The organism is Micromonospora sp. URMC 105 (genome assembly GCF_051386295.1).
Classification (GTDB): domain Bacteria; phylum Actinomycetota; class Actinomycetes; order Mycobacteriales; family Micromonosporaceae; genus Micromonospora.
In genome coordinates this window covers 83,825-99,725 of the sequence record NZ_JBPQTL010000006.1, presented here as the reverse complement: position 1 = coordinate 99,725, position 15,901 = coordinate 83,825, and the positions used below count along the sequence as shown (strand labels likewise).

Sequence of the window (15,901 nt, the reverse complement as noted above, 5' to 3'; positions counted from 1 at the left end):
CTGATACAGGCGGTACGGCCACAGTGAAGTAGGTCCCAACAGGGGCGTCCGTATCGCCCCAGCAGGGCCGGATGCGTGTGAGGATGGGGGCATGTCGCACGGCGAGGAACTGTTCGCTCTCGGCGGGGACGTGACCACGGAGCCCAGCTTCGAGTCCGCCCTGCGGGGGTACGAGAAACGACAGGTCGACCGGTACGTCGCTCGTGCGGAGCACGAGATCGCGACTCTGACGGCCGAACGGGAACAGGCGTACACCCAGATCCACAAGCTGGCCGGGCAGGTCGAGCACCTCCAGCGGGACCTGGCCCAGGTGCGCAAGCAGGTGGGCGTGGTGGACCGGGCCTCGTTCAAGCACCTCGGGCCCCGGGTGGAACAGATCCTCGCCCTCGCCGAGGAGCAGGCGGACGCCATCCTGAGCGCCGCCAACGAGGAGATCGAGGCCCGCCGCGCCGCCGCCGAGCACATCATCGACGAGGCCCGCGAGCAGGCCGCCCGGGCGCTCAAGGACTTCGAGATCGCGCTGGCCGCGCGGCGCGCGGAGGAGGAGCGGCACACCGCCGCCCGCAAGGCCGAGGCGGACACCGCGGTCCGGACCGCCAAGGAAGACGCCGCCCGGATGCGGGCCACCGCCCAGGACGAGTCGACCCGGATGCGGGCCACCGCTGAGGACGAGTCGACCCGGATGCGCACCGCCGCCCAGGAGGCCCTGGCCAAGGCGCAGCAGGAGGCCACCCAGCTGCGCGACACGGCCAAGGAGATCCACAGCCGCGCCCAGCAGGAGGCCACCAAGCTGCGCGAGACGGCCCGGGAAGCGCTGGCGAAGGCCCAACAGGAGGCGACCCAGCTGCGCGAGGCGGCCAAGGAGGTGCACGCCAAGGCCCAGCAGGAGGCCAAGCGGCTCACCGAGTCGGCGGCCGAGGCCGGGCGGGCCACCCACGCCAAGGCGCTGCAGGAGGCGAAGCGGATCACCGACGACGCCGAGGAGGCTGCGAAGGGCACCCGGGGCCGGGCCCGGCAGGAGGCGCACCGGCTGACCACGGAGGCCGCCGAGGCGGCCAAGCGCAACCGCGCCGAGACCGAGACGTACGTGCAGCGGATGCGCACCGAGACGGAGGCGTACGTCCAGCACGCCCGCGCGCAGACGCAGCAGGAGCTGGGTGCCTGGCGGGCGGGCGTGGAGAAGGAGGTCAACAGCCGGCGGGAGACCGCCGACCGGGAGCTGGCCCAGCGCCGCGCCGCCGTCGAGCAGGAGTACGCCAAGCGCCGCGACGAGCTGGAGAAGAAGTACACCAGCCGGCACCAGGAGCTGGAGAAGCAGCACAAGACCCGCCACGACCAGCTGGAACGGGAATGGACGGCGCGCCGCGACGAGATCGAACAGGGTGCCGCCGGGATCCGCCAGGCCGCCGAGACCGACGCGCTCACCATGCGCCGCCGGGCCGAGGAGGAGGCCACCACGCTGCTGCAGCGGGCCGAGACGGACGCGGCCGACAAGCGCCGCAAGGCCGACGAGCACGTCGCGGCGTCGCGCCGCCAGTTCGAGGAGTACGCCGCCACGACCCAGCAGCACCTGGCCACCACCCAGCAGCACCTGGCCGCCACGCAGCAGGAGGCGGCGGCGGGCCGTCAGCAGCTCGCCCAGGTGATGCTGGAGATCGCGCAGGCCCAGCAGCAGCTCGCCGACCTGCGGCAGGAGACCTGGCAGGCGCGGCAGGAGTTCGACGATCTCCAGCGCCAGATCACCGAGCTCCAGCTGCAGAAGGTCACCGGCACGGCGGCCGTGCCGATGACGGACGGTGCCACGCCGGCGCTCAGCGGTGCCACGCCGAGCACCGACGGCGCGAAGCCGACGGCCGACGGCGCCAAGCCTGCGACCATCGGCGCGAAGGCCACGGCCGTCGCCACGAAGAACACCGCCGACGGCGCACGGCCGACGACCGACGGCGCCAGGCCGACGACCGACGGGGCGACGGCCGGCACCGGCGGGGCGAAGGCCACCGGCGACGGCGGGCGGACCGCCAAGGGCGCGCCGGCCGGGCCGGTCCCCGCCACGGACGGCGCGAAGCCCAGCGCCCGGCCGGTGGCTGAACCGGTGACCACGGTGGACGGTGCTGCGGCGGGTGCCGGGGTGGACGGCGAGCCGACGGTGGCCGCGGTCCCCGGCACGGGCGGCCGGGGGGCCACCCCCACCAAGATCACTAGCAGCGGCGAGAACGGCAAGCGGCCGACCAAGCCGACCACCGACGAGCGCAGCGCCAAGCCGAGCAAGGTCACCGCCGAGTCGGAGTGACCGGAGCCGGTGCGTCGGCCAGGGCCGTTGCAGCGGTACCGCCGCCAGGGCCGTTGCACCGGCACGGTCGGCCGGGGACCGCTGAAGCGGCACCGTCAGCCGGGATGGTGCTGGCCGCTACCGCATGATCAGCCACCGGTCCCGCCCTTCGCCCAGATCGCGATGACCGGGCCCGGCGGCACCCCTGCGCCAATCGCTTTGCTCTGCTGCCCTTACGGCGACACCGGCGCTGTCGCCGTAAGGGCAGCAGAGCAAAGGACCGGAGGAAGGCACCGAGGGCGGGGCGCAGTGCCGCCCCCGGTGAGCTGACAAACCCGGGCCCGCACCTGCGCCCGGCGGGCCGCGCCGCCATCGTCGTCCGGCGCGCCCCGACGGGTGCCGCACGTGCCGACGGGGCTGGCCCGGACACCTGCCGGCCATTACCCTCCGGGCAGGAGAGGCCGGGCACGGGCTCAGGTCACGGGCTCAGGACACGGACGGTCGGCAGTTCCGGCGTACCCGTCGGGACACGATCCCGGGAGGTCGGGTGGGACAGGACGAACCGGCGGAGGGCGGCTCCCGGAGCGACGCCGGCGGTACGGGACCGACCACGCCCGGCGTGGACCGCACCCCGCGCGGCGGGGCGTACCCCGGCACGGGCAGCGAGCACTCCGGCACCGACGCAGAGCACCCGCGGGCCGTCGAGGAAGGGGCCGGCGACACGACGACCACGCCGGCCGAGGCGGACCCGGCCGACCCCGCCGCCCCCGTGGCGACCGCCTCCGGCCGCTTCGGGCAGCCGGGGCGGCCGCTGCGCCGCAGCAGCTTCCTGGTCGGCTTCACCGGGACGCTCGGCGTGCTGCTGGCGTACACGCTCTACCTGGGCATCCGCAACGCCGGGGGCATCCTCGTCCTGGTGGTCATCGCGCTGTTCCTGGCGGTCGGGCTCCGACCGGCGGTGGTCCGGCTGCGTGACTGGCGGGTGCCGAACGGCCTCGCGGTGGCGGTGGTCGTCCTCACCGTGCTGCTGCTGATCGCCGGCGGCCTGGTGGCGATCGTGCCGCCGGTGGTGAGCCAGACCGGGGAGTTCGTCGACCAGATCCCCAGCTACGTCGAGGAGTTGCGGCGCAACCCCACGGCCAACGAGCTGGTGGAACGGTACGACGTGATGGAGCGCGTCCAGTCGGCGGCGAACCCCGACACCGTGGGCCGGGCGCTCGGCGGGGTGCTGGGCGGCGCCCAGCTGATCTTCGGGACCCTGCTCCGGGCGCTCACCGTGCTGGTGCTGACCATCTACTTCCTGGCCTACTTCGACAAGCTGCGCGCCCTGGCGTACGGGCTGGTGCCGCGCTCGCGCCGGCAGCGGGTCAGCCTGATCGGCGACGAGATCCTGGCCAAGGTCGGGGCGTACATGGTGGGGGCGCTGAGCATCGCCGTGCTGGCCGGCGTGAGCACCTTCGTCTTCGCGCTGGCGGTCGGGCTGCCGTACCCGTTCGCGCTGGCCGTGGTGGTCGCGGTGACCGATCTGATCCCGCAGATCGGCGCCACCCTCGGCGCGGTGATCGTCGGGCTGGTCGGATTCGCCACCGGGCTGCCCACGGGCATCGCCTGCGTGGTCTTCTTCCTGATCTACCAGCAGGTGGAGAACTACCTGATCTACCCGAAGGTGATGCGGCGGTCGGTAGAGGTCAACGAGGTGGCCGCCCTGCTCGCCGCGCTGCTGGGGGTGGCGCTGATCGGGGTGGTCGGTGCGCTCATCGCCATCCCCACGGTGGCCGCCCTCCAGCTGATCCTGCGCGAGGTGGTGCTGCCCCGGCAGGAGGCCCGCTGAGGCTCAGTCCCGCGCCGGACCCGGCACGGGCGTGTCGGCGAAGGAGGCCACGGTGCGGTCGGCGTACGCGCTGACGTCGCCGGTCTCCATCGGGCCGTCCCAGGTGGTGGGCAGCGGCAGGGGCACCGCCGGGTTGACCCGCCGGACGATCTCGTCCAGCACGCGCTCGGCGTCGCCCACCCAAAGGTGCTTCGCGCCGGGCACCCCGACCACCTCGGCCTGCGGCACCGCCGCGAAGCGCTCCCGGGCCTCGTCGGGCCGCAGGTAGTCGTCGAACTCGGGCACCAGCGCGGTGACCGGCGTGCCCTCCTCGGCCCACGTGGCGAGATCCGCCGGCTGGGAGAAGCGCAGCGGCGGGGAGAGCAGGATCGCCCCGGCCACCGCCGGGTCGCAGCCGTACTTCAGGGCCAGGTCGGTGCCGAACGACCAGCCCACCAGCCAGATGTTCGGCAGCTCGTGGAACTCGGCGTACTCGATCGCGGCGGCGACGTCGAAGCGCTCCCCCACCGCGGCGTCGAAGGCCCCCTCGCTGGTGCCGCGGACGCTGCTGGTGCCCCGGGTGTTGAACCGGAGCACGGCGAGGTCTGCCAGGGCCGGCAGCCGCCAGGCCGCCTTGCGGAAGACGTGGCTGTCCATCATCCCGCCGTGCGTGGGCAGCGGGTGCAGGCAGACCAGGGTGCCGACCGGCTCGCGGTCCACCGGCCGGGCCAGCTCACCGACCAGGCGCAGGCCGTCGGCGGTGTGCAGCTCGATGTCCTCCCGGTGGCCGGGCAGGATCGACGACGCGCGGATCGGTGTGCTCACTGCTCAAGTCTGGCGCGACTTCACCGCCGCCGCCCGCCCGGGCGGAAACGAGGTGATCCAGATCGCTCAGCCGTACTTCGGGGCGCTGCGCCCGCGCTGGATCCCCGGGCCGCGCCGGTCCCGGGCCCGCCAGCAGCCGCTGTGCCAGTGCCGGCGGTCGGTGAGGTCGCCCGTCCCGTCGGCCGGCCAGGCCACCAGGTGCGCCACCCCGGGGCGGATCTCCTGGTCGCAGCCGGGACAGCGGTACGTCTTGGTGGACGCACCGCCGCCGATGCCGCGTACCTGCCACTCCCCGTCGCGCCACTGCTGCACCGAGGCGACGCCCTGCCGGACGCGGTCGGAGTCCAGGTGGGCGGCGTCGTCCCGGCGGGGACGGTTGCGACGAGGGCTCACGCTTTCCAGCGTACGGTCCGGCCGACGGGACGCTCCGCCGGCCGGACGCCGGGTCAGTCCCAGCTCTCCGGCCGGGTGAGGTCGTCCGCGAGGCGCGCCCCGCCCAGCACCGTGACCGCGTCCGCCTCGGTGAACCCCTGCTGGGGCCGGCCGGACGAGGGCCGGCCCGCGGCTGCTGACGTACTCCTCGAAGGTCACACCCTCAGACGCCGTCACCGGCGCCCGGTGTTGACCGGGTCAGCGACGGGTGTGGTCGCGGAAGCCCCGGCCGCTCTTGCGGCCCAGGTAGCCGGCGGTGACCAGGTGCTCCAGCAGCGGCGCGGGGGCGAAGCCGGGCTCGCGCAGCTCCAGGTAGAGCTCCCGCTGGATGGCCAGCGAGACGTCCAGCCCGACCACGTCGAGCAGCTCGAAGGGGCCCATCGGGTAACCGCAGCCGAGCTTCATCGCGTAGTCGATGTCGTCGGCGGTGGAGTAGCTGGCCTCCAGCATCTTCACCGCGTCGTTCAGGTACGGGAAGAGCAGCGCGTTGACGATGAACCCGGAGCGGTCGCCGCAGACCACGCCGGTCTTGCCCAGCGTCGCGCAGACCGCGCGGGCGGTGGCGGTGGTCTCCGCCGAGGTGCGGATGGTCTGCACCACCTCGACCAGCGGCATGATCGGCGCGGGGTTGAAGAAGTGCAGCCCCACCACGTCGGCCGGGCGCTGGGTGGCCATCGCCACGTCGATCACCGGCAGCGAGGAGGTGGTGGTGGCGAGCACCACGCCCGGCTTGCAGATCTCGTCGAGGCTGGCGAAGAGGGCCTTCTTGACGCTCAGCTCCTCGACCACGGCCTCGACAACCAGGTCGACGTCGGCCAGGTGCTCCAGCGTGGCGGACCAGTTGATCCGGCCCAGCGCAGCGTCCCGGTCGGTCTCGCTGAGCTTGCCCCGCACCACGCCCTTGTTGAGCGAGGTCTTGACGGACTCGAAGACCTTGGCGGACTTCTCCGCGCCGCGGGTCACCGAGACGACCTCGTAGCCGGCCTTGGCGAAGACCTCGATGATGCCGGTGGCCATCGTCCCGGAGCCGACCACGCCGACCTTGGCGATGCCCCGGGCACCGTCGGCGAGCGCCGACTGCGACGCCACGGGCGTCTGCTCGTCGGGTACGACGACCGGGGAGCCCGGCCGCTCGTAGGTGTAGAAGCCCCGGCCGGACTTGCGGCCGAGCAGACCCGCGGTGACCATCTGCTTGATCAGCGGCACCGGGGCGTGCCGGCGGTCCCGGCCGCCCCGCCGGTACATGGTGTCCAGGATCTCGTACGCGGTGTCGAGGCCGATCAGGTCCATCAGCGCGAGCGGGCCCATCGGCAGGCCGCAGCCGAGCTTCATGGCGGCGTCGATGTCCTCGCGGGTGGCGTACCGCGACTCGAACATGCTGACGGCGTGGTTGAGGTAGCCGAAGAGCAGCGCGTTGGCGATGAAGCCGGCCCGGTCGTTGATGGTGACGTCGACCTTGCCGAGCCGCGCGCAGAGCGCCTCGACGTCGGCGACCACCTCGGCGGAGGTGACCACCGTGCGGACCACCTCGACCAGCTTCATCACCGGGGCCGGGTTGAAGAAGTGGATGCCGATCACCTGGTTGGGCCGGGTGGTGGCGACGGAGATCTCGGTGACGCTCAGCGACGAGGTGTTGGTGGCCAGGATCGCCTCGGGCTTGCAGACCCGGTCCAGCTCGGCGAAGATCCCCTGCTTCAGGTCGAGGTGCTCGGGGACGGCCTCGACCACCAGGTCCACCGAGTGCAGGGCGTCCAGTCCGACCTGGAAGTGCACCCGGGAGAGCAGGGCGTCCCGGTCGGCCTCGGCGAGCTTGCCCTTGGCGACCGCGCGGTCGGTGGAGCCGGTGAGGTTGGCCCGGCCGCGCTCCAGCGCGCCCTCGGAGATCTCCACCGCGACGACGTCGATGCCGTTGCGGGCGAACACTTCGACGATGCCGGCACCCATGGTGCCCAGACCCACCACACCCACACTGGTGAACTCGCGCGCCACGACCGGCCTCCCCTGGTTTGCTCCGCACCCCGCCGACTTGAACGGCGACTAAGGTTATGCGCCGGAGTCTGCCACGTGACGATGCGTTGTCGAGACGCCGTGGGATATTTCACGCACGGGGTCAGTTCGTCGCCGGCGCCCCGGTCAACGCCAGCAACTCGGCCACGAACTCGGCCGGTCGTTCCAGGTGCGGGCTGTGCCCGCAACCGGGAAGCACCAACTCCCGGTACGTGCCGCCGGCTGCGGCGTACCGCTCCAGCACCGCCCGGGTCTGCCCGACCATCGGCTGCGGCGGGCACGCCTGCTCACCCGGCCAGCCCGGCACCACCCCGAGCGACCCCAGGTACGCCAGGTCGAACAGCGAGGTGTCCGAGACGATCACGTCGGCGTCGCCGCGTACCCAGGAGATGGGCGGCTTGACCGCGACGGCGACCAGCTCGTCGGCGAGCCGGAAGTGGGCCGGGGCGAGCGCGTTGAGCACCCCGCGCTCCCCGGGCGCGGTACCCGGCCAGTGCGGCGAGGCGATGGCCGTGCCGGGGTAGTTGTCGTCGCCGGTGGCGGTGCTGAGCAGGCTGTCCAGCAGCAGTTCCTCGTCCTCGGCGAGCGCGGCCGGGTCGGCGACGTAGGCGCTGCGCAGCACGGAGCGGGGGCTGGTCGGGGCGTCCGCGCTCCGGTCGCCGGCGGCGAGCCGGGCCACGAAGTCCGGGTTCACCGAGCCGGCGCCGGTACCGGCGAAGTCGGGCGTGGTCGGGGTGCCGTCGAGGTCCCGCGTGCCGCCGAAGCCGTACGGCGACACCGGCGCCTCCAGCAGCAGGGCCGCCACCCGGTCCGGATGGTCGACCAGCAGCCGCATCGCCACACCACCGCCGAGCGAGTGCCCGACCACCACCGGGCGCGCGCCGGGAGCGAAGAGGTCCGCCTCGTCGAGCAGGGCGGCCACGTCGTCGGCGACGTCGGCCAGGCCCCGGGTGGCGTCCACCGGGGCGGTGTCGGTGTCGCCGTACCCGCGCAGGTCGGGCGCGACCACCCGGAGCGTCGCGGGCAGCCGGCGGACCAGCGGCTCCCAGAACGCCGAGGAGGAGCCGTTGCCGTGCACCAGCAGCACCGGCACCCCGTCCCGCGGTCCGGCCACCCGTACCCGCTGGGTGATGCCGTTCGCGGTCACAGTCCGCTGCGCGCTCTCCATCCGCGGCATGCTGCCACGGCGGCGTGCCCGGGTCCATGGCTCGGCCGCCCACCATCCGCCCGCTCCGGGTGTGCCGAGCCCCTGGCCCCGGCCCGGACGGGCGTCCGTGCCGGCCGAGGGTCAGCTCGCGCCGTCGGTTCCGGCTGCCGGCTCCAGCGGTGCACCGCCGGTCGGCCGGGCGTCGATCGGCTCGGTGACGGGGGTGGCCAGCGGTAGCGGCAGGGTCGGCCGGTGGCTGCGGCGGACGGGGTCCGCCCCGGCGAACCGCAGCCCCACCGGGTCGGTGGTGGCCAGGCCCGGGTCGAAGAAGCGCAGCTCGGTACGGCCGAGCCGGACCACGTCACCGTCGCAGAGCTGCTCCGGGCCGGTGATCCGCCGGTCGTTGAGCCAGGTGCCGTTGGTGGAGCCCAGGTCCACCAGGACGGCCGCGGCGTCGGTCAGTCGTACCTCGGCGTGCCGCCGGCTCAGGTGCGCGTCGGCCAGCACGATGTCGGCGGTCGGCGCGCGGCCGATCACCAGCGGCTGTCGGCTCAGCCGGAAGCTGGCCCCGCGCATCGTTCCCCCCGCCACCGTCAGCAACGGCGTCAGTTCCGCGAAATCCTCCATGGACAGTCAGCTCCCCACCCACCCTCGCCCCCGCGTCAGCGTGCCAGGTCCCGGCCACCCACCTCACCACCCGCGTGTACACCTCCGCGATCCCGCCTGGACAACTGCCGTCAACCGGTCGGGCGGCGAGCGGACGGCGCGGCGGGGCCGGCGACGGTCGGCGCCGCGCGGCGCCGCCGGTCCACGGCGGCGGGCCGAGGACCGCTCCGGTCACCCCTACCGGTCGGTAATCTCCGGGTCTAGACTTCCGCCATGACGGCTGTGCATGTCCCCGGTACCCCGGTCATCGAGGGCGGTCGACTGGTCTCGACGAGCCCCGCGACGGGCGTGGAAGCCGGCCGCTTCGAGGTGGCCACCCCCGACGACGTCGCCCGCGCGGTCGAGCGGGCCCGCGCCGCCGGCGAGTGGTGGGCCGGGCTGGGCTTCACCGGGCGCCGCGAGCGGCTGCTGCGCTGGCGCGGCCTGCTCGCCCGGCGGATCGAGGAACTGGCGGAGCTGGTCCACGTCGAGGGCGGCAAGCCGGTCGCCGACGCGATCGTCGAGATCCTCACCGCGATCGAGCACATCGACTGGGCCGCCCGCAACGCCCGGCGGGTGCTCGGCCCGCGCCGGGTCCGCTCGCGGCTGATCCTGGCCGAGTTCTCCGGCCACCTCGAATACCAGCCGTACGGGGTGGTCGGCGTGATCGGCCCGTGGAACTACCCGGTCTTCACCCCGATCGGCTCCGCCGCGTACGCCCTGGCCGCCGGCAACGCCGTCGTGCTCAAACCCAGCGAGTACACCCCGGCCGTCGGGCAGTGGCTGGTGGACGCCTTCGCCGAGGTGGTGCCGGAGCAGCCGGTGCTGACGGCGGTGCACGGCCTCGGCGACGTCGGCGCGGCGCTGTGCCGCTCGGGGGTGGGCAAGCTGGCCTTCACCGGCTCGACCGCCACCGCGAAGAAGGTGATGGCGGCCTGCGCCGAGTCGTTGACCCCGGTGCTGCTGGAGGCCGGCGGCAAGGACGCGATGATCGTCGATTCCGACGCCGACCTGGACGCCGCCGCCGAGGCGTGCGTCTGGGGGGCGCTGACCAACGCGGGTCAGACCTGCATCGGCATCGAGCGGGTCTACGCGGTCGAGCCCGTGTACGACGCCTTCGTCGACAAGGTCGTCGCCCGCGCCGGGCGGCTGACCGTCGGTGCGGAGGGCGCCGACATCGGCCCGATCACCATGCCCAGCCAGCTCGACGTGATCCGCCGGCACATCGACGACGCCGTCGCCTCCGGCGGGCGCGCCGTGCTCGGCGGGCCGGACGCGGTCCAGCCGCCGTACGTGCACCCGACCGTGCTGGTGGACGTCCCCGAGTCCTCGGCCGCCGTTCGCGAGGAGACCTTCGGCCCGACGCTGACCATCAGCCGGGTACGCGACGCCGACGAGGCCGTACGCCGGGCCAACGCGCTGTCGTACGGCCTGGGGGGTTCGGTCTTCGGTCGCAAGCGGGCCGTGGCGATCGCCCGGCGGCTGCGCTCGGGCATGGCCTCGGTCAACTCGGCGCTCACCTTCGCCGGCATGTCCACGCTGCCGTTCGGCGGGGTGGGTGACTCCGGCTTCGGGCGGATCCACGGCGAGGACGGGCTGCGCGAGTTCGGCCAGGCCAAGTCGATCACCCGGCGGCGGGCCCGGTCGCTGCTGCCGTCGATGACCTTCGAGCGTACCCCCGCCGACGTGGCGCGTCTGGTGAAGGCCGCCAAGGTGATGTACGGGCGGCGCTGAGCGCCCGTCGGCTCAGAAGAGGGTCAGCTCGTCCCGCTCGATGCCGCGCAGCTTGTCGTAGTCGACCACCACGCACCGGATCCCCCGGTCGGTGGCGAGCACGCGGGCCTGCGGCTTGATCTCCTGCGCGGCGAAGACGCCGGAGACCGGGGCGAGCAGCGGGTCGCGGTTCATCAGTTCCAGGTAGCGGGTGAGCTGCTCCACGCCGTCGATCTCGCCGCGCCGCTTCACCTCGACGGCGACCGCGCCGGCGTTGGCGTCGCGGCAGAGCAGGTCGACCGGGCCGATCGCGGTCATGTACTCCCGCCGGACCAGGGTGAAGCCCTCACCCAGGGTCTCCGGGTTGGCGGCGAGCAGCTCCTGCAGGTGCGCCTCGACGCCGTCCTTGCGCAGGCCCGGGTCGACGCCCAGCTCGTACGAGGTGTCCTGGAAGATCTCCTCCAGGGTGATCCGCAGCTCCTCGCCGGCCTTGTTGACCACCCGCCAGACGCCCGGAGCCTCCTCCAGCCGGCACGGCGGGCTCATCCAGTTCAACGGCTTGTACGCCCGGTCGTCGGCGTGGATCGACACCGAGCCGTCCGCCTTCACCATCAACAGGCGCGTGGCCAGCGGCAGATGTGCCGAGAGCCGTCCGACGTAGTCCACCGAGCACTTCGCAATCACCAGCCGCACCCGACGAGGGTAGCCGAGGACCGGGCCGTCGCCATCGAGCGGACCTGGCGCGCCGGTGCGATGCTGATTTCGTGTTCGAAGTTCTCACGGGTACCGGTCTCGCGGCATCGGCCGGCCTGAACGCATACATCCCCCTGATCACCATGGGGTTGCTCGCCCGCTACACCGATCTGATCGAGCTGCCGAGCGGCTGGCAGTGGCTGGGCAACGGCTGGGTGGTACTGATCCTGGCGGTGCTGCTCGCCGTCGAGGTCGTCGCCGACAAGGTGCCGGTGGTCGACCACGTCAACGACGTCGTACAGACCGTCGTCCGCCCGACCGCCGGCGGCCTGGCGTTCGGCGCGGGGGCCGGCTCCGAGACCGTGACGGTCAGCGACCCCGACACGTTCTTCTCGTCCCACCAGTGGGTCCCGGTGGTGAGCGGCGTCGTCATCGCCCTCGGCGTGCACCTGCTGAAGTCGGCCGCCCGGCCGGTCGTCAACGCCACCACCGCGGGCTTCGGCGCACCGGTGGCCAGCACCGCGGAGGACGCGACGAGCGCCGTCATGTCGGTGGTGGCGATCCTGCTGCCGGTGCTGGTGCTGGCCTTCCTGCTGGGCCTGCTGGCCTTCCTCTTCTGGTTCCTGCGCCGCCGCTCCGACCGCCGCCGCGAACGCCAGGCCGCCCGCGCCGCCGGCTTCCGCGTCTGACCCCGAACCCGCCGTTGATCATGAAGTTGACGGCGAAGTGGATCTCCTCCACTGCCGCCAACTTCATGATCACCGCGTCCGGACGGGCTGGTTCAGTGCGGGTCGGCGGAGTTGAGGGTTTTGACCACCTGGTCGTAGTCGCCGCGGGCCTCGGCGTAGCGGAGGAACTTGACCCGCTCGACCTGGATCTCCTTCGCGTCGGGCTGCGCCTCCAGCAGCCCGACCACCTCCGCCACGAACTCGTCCAGCGGCACCGCGAACTCGCTGTGCTCCTGGCCAGGCAGCAGCGAGGTGCGTACGGCCGGCGGTTCGAGCTCCACGATCTTCACGGTGGTGTCGGCGAGCTGCAGCCGGATCGACTCGCTGAGCATGTGGATCGCGGCCTTGGACGCGTTGTAGCTCGGGGTGACCTTGAGCGGCGCGAACGCGAGACCCGACGAGACGGTCATGATCGTGGCGTCCGGCTGCGCCCGCAGATGCTCGACGAAGGCGGCGATGAGCCGGATCGGGCCGAGCACGTTGGTGTTCACCACCGCCTCGGCGGAGGCGAGGAACGTCTCGGGCTGGTGCCAGTCCTCGATGCGCATGATGCCGGCCATGGTGACGAGGACGTTGAGGTCCGGGTGCCTCGCCAGCACCTCCCGCGCGGCCGAGGCGATGCTCGCCGGGTCCGCCGTGTCGATCGTGACCGTGTCGATGCCGGGGTGCTCGGCGGCGATCTGCTTCAGCAGATCGGTGCGGCGGCCGCCGACGATGACAGTGTTCCCTCTGGCCTGCAGTTCGAGGGCGAGGGCGAGGCCGATCCCGCTCGTGGAGCCGGGGATGAAGACGGTGTTTCCGGAGATGTTCATGCACCCACTTTCGCCGGTCCGCCGGGGCTGGATGCAGAGAGCGCTCATCAGGGGACCGGCAATCCCTGGTTCGTCCCGGCGACCGGCGGATACTCGGCTCATGGACCGTGCAGCCCTGGCCGACTTCCTCCGCCGCCGCCGCGAGACGCTGCAGCCCGCGGACGTCGGGCTGCCGGCCGGCGCACGCCGCCGCGCGCCGGGCCTGCGGCGCGAGGAGGTGGCCGCCCTGGCCGCCATGTCGACCGACTACTACACCCGGCTGGAGCAGCAGCGCGGCCCGCAGCCGAGCCCGCAGATGCTCGCCGCGCTGGCCCGGGCGCTGCGGCTGACGACCGGTGAGCGTGACTACCTGTTCCGGGTGGCGGGGCAGAACGCCCCGGCGCGGGTGACGACGGCGACCCACGTCGCCCCGGCGCTGCTGCGCGTGCTGGACCGGCTCGACGACACCCCGGCGCTCATTTTCTCCAACCTCGGCGAGATCCTCGTGCAGAACCGGATGGCCGAGGCCCTGTTCGGGGACCGGTCCGGCCACACCGGCCTCGCCCGCAGCGAGATCTACCGGTGGTTCACCGACCCCGCCGAGCGGCTGCGCTACCCGGAGGACGACCGCCCCCGGCAGAGCCGCGCCCAGGTCGCCAACCTGCGCGCCGCGTACGGGTCGATGGGCCCGCGGTCGCGCGCCGGTGAGCTGGTGCGGGTGCTGCAGAAGGCGAGCCCGGAGTTCGCCGAGCTGTGGGAGCGGCACGAGGTCGCGCAGCGCTTCGCCGACCACAAGACGCTCATCCACCCCGAACTCGGCCCGATCGAGCTGGACTGCCAGGTGCTGTTCACCGAGGACCAGTCCCAGGCGCTGCTCGTGCTCACCGCGCCACCGCGCAGTGAGGGCCACGAGAAGCTGAAGCTGCTCGCTGTGCTGGGGAACGAACGCTTCCCCGCCGACACCACACCTGCTTAGCCCCGCCGCACCTCGCCGGGTGACCGGTGGCCGGGACACCACGAGACCGCCCGCACTGCCATGATCACGCGGTGCTCGCGAAGAACTCCCGCGTCCCGCTCACCGCCGTCACCCTGGCGCTGGCCGCCGTCGCCGCGCTCCTCGTCGGTCCGTCACCCGATCGGCCCCCGGCACGGGCCGCCCTGCTGAAGGCGCCGGCCGGCCACGGACCGGCCCCGGCGGGCGGGACCGCCGTGACACCGGCGCCCGGCCCGGGCGGGCGGCCCGGGGCGGGCTCCGGGTTGCCCGGGGCGACGCCGCCGGGCACCCTGCCGCCGGTGGTCGACCACGGTCCGCGTACCGGCAACAAGGTGGCGCTCACCTTCGACGCCGACATGACCGACACGATGCGCCGGCAGCTGCGCCGGCCGCACCCGCCGTCGTACGCGAACCTGGCGATCGTCGAGCTGCTGGAGCGCGAGCGGGTGCCGGCCACCTTCTTCCTCACCGGCAAGTGGGTCGAGGAGTACCCGGAGCTGACCCGTCGGCTGGCCGAGAACCCGCGCTTCGAGCTGGCCAACCACACCTACGGGCACGCCGCGTTCACCCCGCGCTGCTACCACCTGACGCCGCTGCCCCGGCGGGAGATGACCCGGGACGTGGCGCGGACCTTCAAGACGATCGGCCGGTACGGCGGCCGGCAGACCCGCTACTTCCGCTTCCCCGGCCTCTGCCACGACCGGACCGCCCTGACCGAGCTGGCGCCACTCGGACTGACCGTGGTGGACGGTGACGTGGTCAGCGGCGACCCCTTCGCCACCGCCTGGCAACCGATCGTCCGGGCGGTGCTGAGCCAGGTCCGGCCCGGCTCGGTGATCATCCTGCACGTCACCGAGGCGAACGCGGCGATGACCGACGAGGCGCTGCCGCACATCCTGGCCGGGCTGGCCGAGCGGGGCCTGGCGCCCGCCCCGCTCTCCGAGGTGCTCGCCCGCTGAACCGGACGCCGGTGGAGGGCTTGCGCCACCGGCCTAGCCTGCGGCCATGACGTACCAGCCGATCCGGGTGCCTCCGCGTGACAACCGCCGCACGCTGCGGATCGTGCTGATCGTGGTGGGCGTGGTGCTGGCCCTCTGCTGCCTCGGCGGCACGGTCGGCGGCTTCTTCCTCTACGGCGCCGCGAAGGAGGCGGTCGGCCCGGCCCGGGAGGCCACGACGAGCTACCTGGACGCGGTCCGGGCCGGCGACCACCAGCGGGCGTACGAGCTGCTCTGCCGCGAGGAGCGGGAGCGGACGTCGCTCGCCGACTTCGGCCGGCGGCAGGCGGCCGAGCCGCGCCTGGTCGACCACGACATCGCGGGGCTGACCGTCAACAACACCAACGGCCAGGTCCGGGGCACCGCCACCGTACGGCTGACGACGGAGACCGGCGGCGCGAGCACGCGGGTGCTGACGCTGGTCAAGGAGGACGGGGCCTGGCGCCTGTGCGGGTGACCCTCCCTCAGAACACCGCGCCGAACCGGGGCAGATGCCTACCATCGGGACATAAGCCGATAGGGAGGCCGTCATGACCGCACCGATCGAGATGCCCCGGGTACAGGAGTGCACGGTCGTGTCCTGCGCCTACAACCGCACCAACGACTGCCACGCCTTCGCCATCACCGTCGGCAGCAGCGACCACGCCCGCTGCCACACCTTCGTGGAGATGCCGGTGCGCGGCGGGATCGAGCAGCTCATCGCCCAGGTCGGGGCGTGCAGCCGGTCGGACTGCCAGCACAACTCGGAGCTGGAGTGCCACGCCCCGGCGATCACCGTCGCCCCGGACCAGGACATGGCCGACTGCGTGACGTACCAGCCGCAGACCGTCTGAGCCCGCGCGACCGGGC

Annotated in this window: 15 protein-coding genes; 8 read left to right on the top strand and 7 right to left on the bottom strand. The window is 73.2% G+C overall.

The annotated features are described in order from the left end of the window. Positions 1 to 91: 91 nt before the first annotated feature. Together ACSNN7_RS04115 and ACSNN7_RS04110 are read left to right on the top strand one after the other, a co-directional pair. On the top strand, positions 92 to 2,290 hold the full coding sequence (locus ACSNN7_RS04115; protein WP_436679216.1) for a hypothetical protein: 2,199 nt from the start codon (positions 92 to 94) through the stop codon (positions 2,288 to 2,290). Between the two features lie 748 nt (positions 2,291 to 3,038). Beyond that, positions 3,039 to 4,100 (top strand): AI-2E family transporter, encoded by a 1,062-nt coding sequence (locus ACSNN7_RS04110; protein WP_436679245.1) that lies wholly within the window; start codon positions 3,039 to 3,041, stop codon positions 4,098 to 4,100. 3 nt (positions 4,101 to 4,103) lie between these two features. On the opposite strand, the gene ACSNN7_RS04105 is transcribed toward ACSNN7_RS04110, so the two are convergent. The 5 genes from ACSNN7_RS04105 to ACSNN7_RS04085 form a co-directional block, all read right to left on the bottom strand. Beyond that, on the bottom strand, positions 4,104 to 4,904 hold the full coding sequence (locus tag ACSNN7_RS04105) for an alpha/beta hydrolase (protein ID WP_436679214.1): 801 nt from the start codon (positions 4,902 to 4,904) through the stop codon (positions 4,104 to 4,106). Positions 4,905 to 4,970: 66 nt separating this feature from the next. Next, the gene (locus tag ACSNN7_RS04100) at positions 4,971 to 5,297 is read right to left on the bottom strand and encodes a hypothetical protein (protein ID WP_210776214.1); all 327 of its coding nucleotides are present in this window, start codon (positions 5,295 to 5,297) and stop codon (positions 4,971 to 4,973) included. Positions 5,298 to 5,534: 237 nt separating this feature from the next. Further along, positions 5,535 to 7,325, bottom strand: coding sequence for a 3-hydroxyacyl-CoA dehydrogenase family protein (locus ACSNN7_RS04095; RefSeq protein ID WP_436679212.1), 1,791 nt, complete (start codon positions 7,323 to 7,325; stop codon positions 5,535 to 5,537). Positions 7,326 to 7,446: 121 nt separating this feature from the next. After that, a complete protein-coding gene (locus ACSNN7_RS04090; RefSeq protein ID WP_436679211.1) occupies positions 7,447 to 8,511 on the bottom strand; it encodes an alpha/beta hydrolase in 1,065 nt (354 codons plus the stop codon). A 120-nt stretch (positions 8,512 to 8,631) separates the two neighbouring features. Continuing rightward, complete coding sequence (locus ACSNN7_RS04085) at positions 8,632 to 9,117, bottom strand: FHA domain-containing protein (RefSeq protein WP_436679210.1); 486 nt, start codon at positions 9,115 to 9,117, stop codon at positions 8,632 to 8,634. A 252-nt stretch (positions 9,118 to 9,369) separates the two neighbouring features. Between ACSNN7_RS04085 and ACSNN7_RS04080 the strand changes: the two genes are divergently transcribed. After that, positions 9,370 to 10,869 (top strand): aldehyde dehydrogenase family protein, encoded by a 1,500-nt coding sequence (locus ACSNN7_RS04080; protein ID WP_436679209.1) that lies wholly within the window; start codon positions 9,370 to 9,372, stop codon positions 10,867 to 10,869. 12 nt (positions 10,870 to 10,881) lie between these two features. Here ACSNN7_RS04080 and nucS read toward each other — a convergent pair whose 3' ends face one another. Beyond that, the gene (gene nucS / locus ACSNN7_RS04075; protein ID WP_334448917.1) at positions 10,882 to 11,541 is read right to left on the bottom strand and encodes an endonuclease NucS; all 660 of its coding nucleotides are present in this window, start codon (positions 11,539 to 11,541) and stop codon (positions 10,882 to 10,884) included. A gap of 71 nt (positions 11,542 to 11,612) precedes the next feature. Here nucS and ACSNN7_RS04070 point away from each other — a divergent pair, with 71 nt between their 5' ends. After that, positions 11,613 to 12,230 (top strand): DUF4126 domain-containing protein, encoded by a 618-nt coding sequence (locus ACSNN7_RS04070; protein WP_436679208.1) that lies wholly within the window; start codon positions 11,613 to 11,615, stop codon positions 12,228 to 12,230. 92 nt (positions 12,231 to 12,322) lie between these two features. Here ACSNN7_RS04070 and ACSNN7_RS04065 read toward each other — a convergent pair whose 3' ends face one another. Further along, positions 12,323 to 13,081, bottom strand: coding sequence for an SDR family oxidoreductase (locus tag ACSNN7_RS04065; RefSeq protein ID WP_436679207.1), 759 nt, complete (start codon positions 13,079 to 13,081; stop codon positions 12,323 to 12,325). 100 nt (positions 13,082 to 13,181) lie between these two features. Here ACSNN7_RS04065 and ACSNN7_RS04060 point away from each other — a divergent pair, with 100 nt between their 5' ends. The 4 genes from ACSNN7_RS04060 to ACSNN7_RS04045 all read left to right on the top strand — a co-directional run bounded on the left by ACSNN7_RS04060 (position 13,182) and on the right by ACSNN7_RS04045 (position 15,885). Further along, a complete protein-coding gene (locus ACSNN7_RS04060) occupies positions 13,182 to 14,036 on the top strand; it encodes a helix-turn-helix transcriptional regulator (protein ID WP_436679206.1) in 855 nt (284 codons plus the stop codon). A 71-nt stretch (positions 14,037 to 14,107) separates the two neighbouring features. Next, entirely contained in the window at positions 14,108 to 15,013 is a 906-nt protein-coding gene (locus ACSNN7_RS04055) for a polysaccharide deacetylase family protein (RefSeq protein ID WP_436679204.1), read from the top strand. 46 nt (positions 15,014 to 15,059) lie between these two features. Then, positions 15,060 to 15,509: an Rv0361 family membrane protein gene (locus tag ACSNN7_RS04050; protein ID WP_436679203.1), complete on the top strand. Its 450-nt coding sequence runs from the start codon at positions 15,060 to 15,062 to the stop codon at positions 15,507 to 15,509. Between the two features lie 73 nt (positions 15,510 to 15,582). After that, a complete protein-coding gene (locus ACSNN7_RS04045) occupies positions 15,583 to 15,885 on the top strand; it encodes a DUF1540 domain-containing protein (RefSeq protein WP_436679201.1) in 303 nt (100 codons plus the stop codon). Positions 15,886 to 15,901 lie beyond the last annotated feature (16 nt).

Coding starts and splice junctions, on each gene's coding strand:
- ACSNN7_RS04115 (WP_436679216.1), top strand. CDS start 92: ATGTCGCACGGCGAGGAACTGTTCGCTCTCGGCGGGGACGTGACCACG.
- ACSNN7_RS04090 (WP_436679211.1), bottom strand. CDS start 8,511: ATGGAGAGCGCGCAGCGGACTGTGACCGCGAACGGCATCACCCAGCGG.
- ACSNN7_RS04085 (WP_436679210.1), bottom strand. CDS start 9,117: ATGGAGGATTTCGCGGAACTGACGCCGTTGCTGACGGTGGCGGGGGGA.
- ACSNN7_RS04080 (WP_436679209.1), top strand. CDS start 9,370: ATGACGGCTGTGCATGTCCCCGGTACCCCGGTCATCGAGGGCGGTCGA.
- ACSNN7_RS04065 (WP_436679207.1), bottom strand. CDS start 13,081: ATGAACATCTCCGGAAACACCGTCTTCATCCCCGGCTCCACGAGCGGG.
- ACSNN7_RS04060 (WP_436679206.1), top strand. CDS start 13,182: ATGGACCGTGCAGCCCTGGCCGACTTCCTCCGCCGCCGCCGCGAGACG.
- ACSNN7_RS04050 (WP_436679203.1), top strand. CDS start 15,060: ATGACGTACCAGCCGATCCGGGTGCCTCCGCGTGACAACCGCCGCACG.
- ACSNN7_RS04045 (WP_436679201.1), top strand. CDS start 15,583: ATGACCGCACCGATCGAGATGCCCCGGGTACAGGAGTGCACGGTCGTG.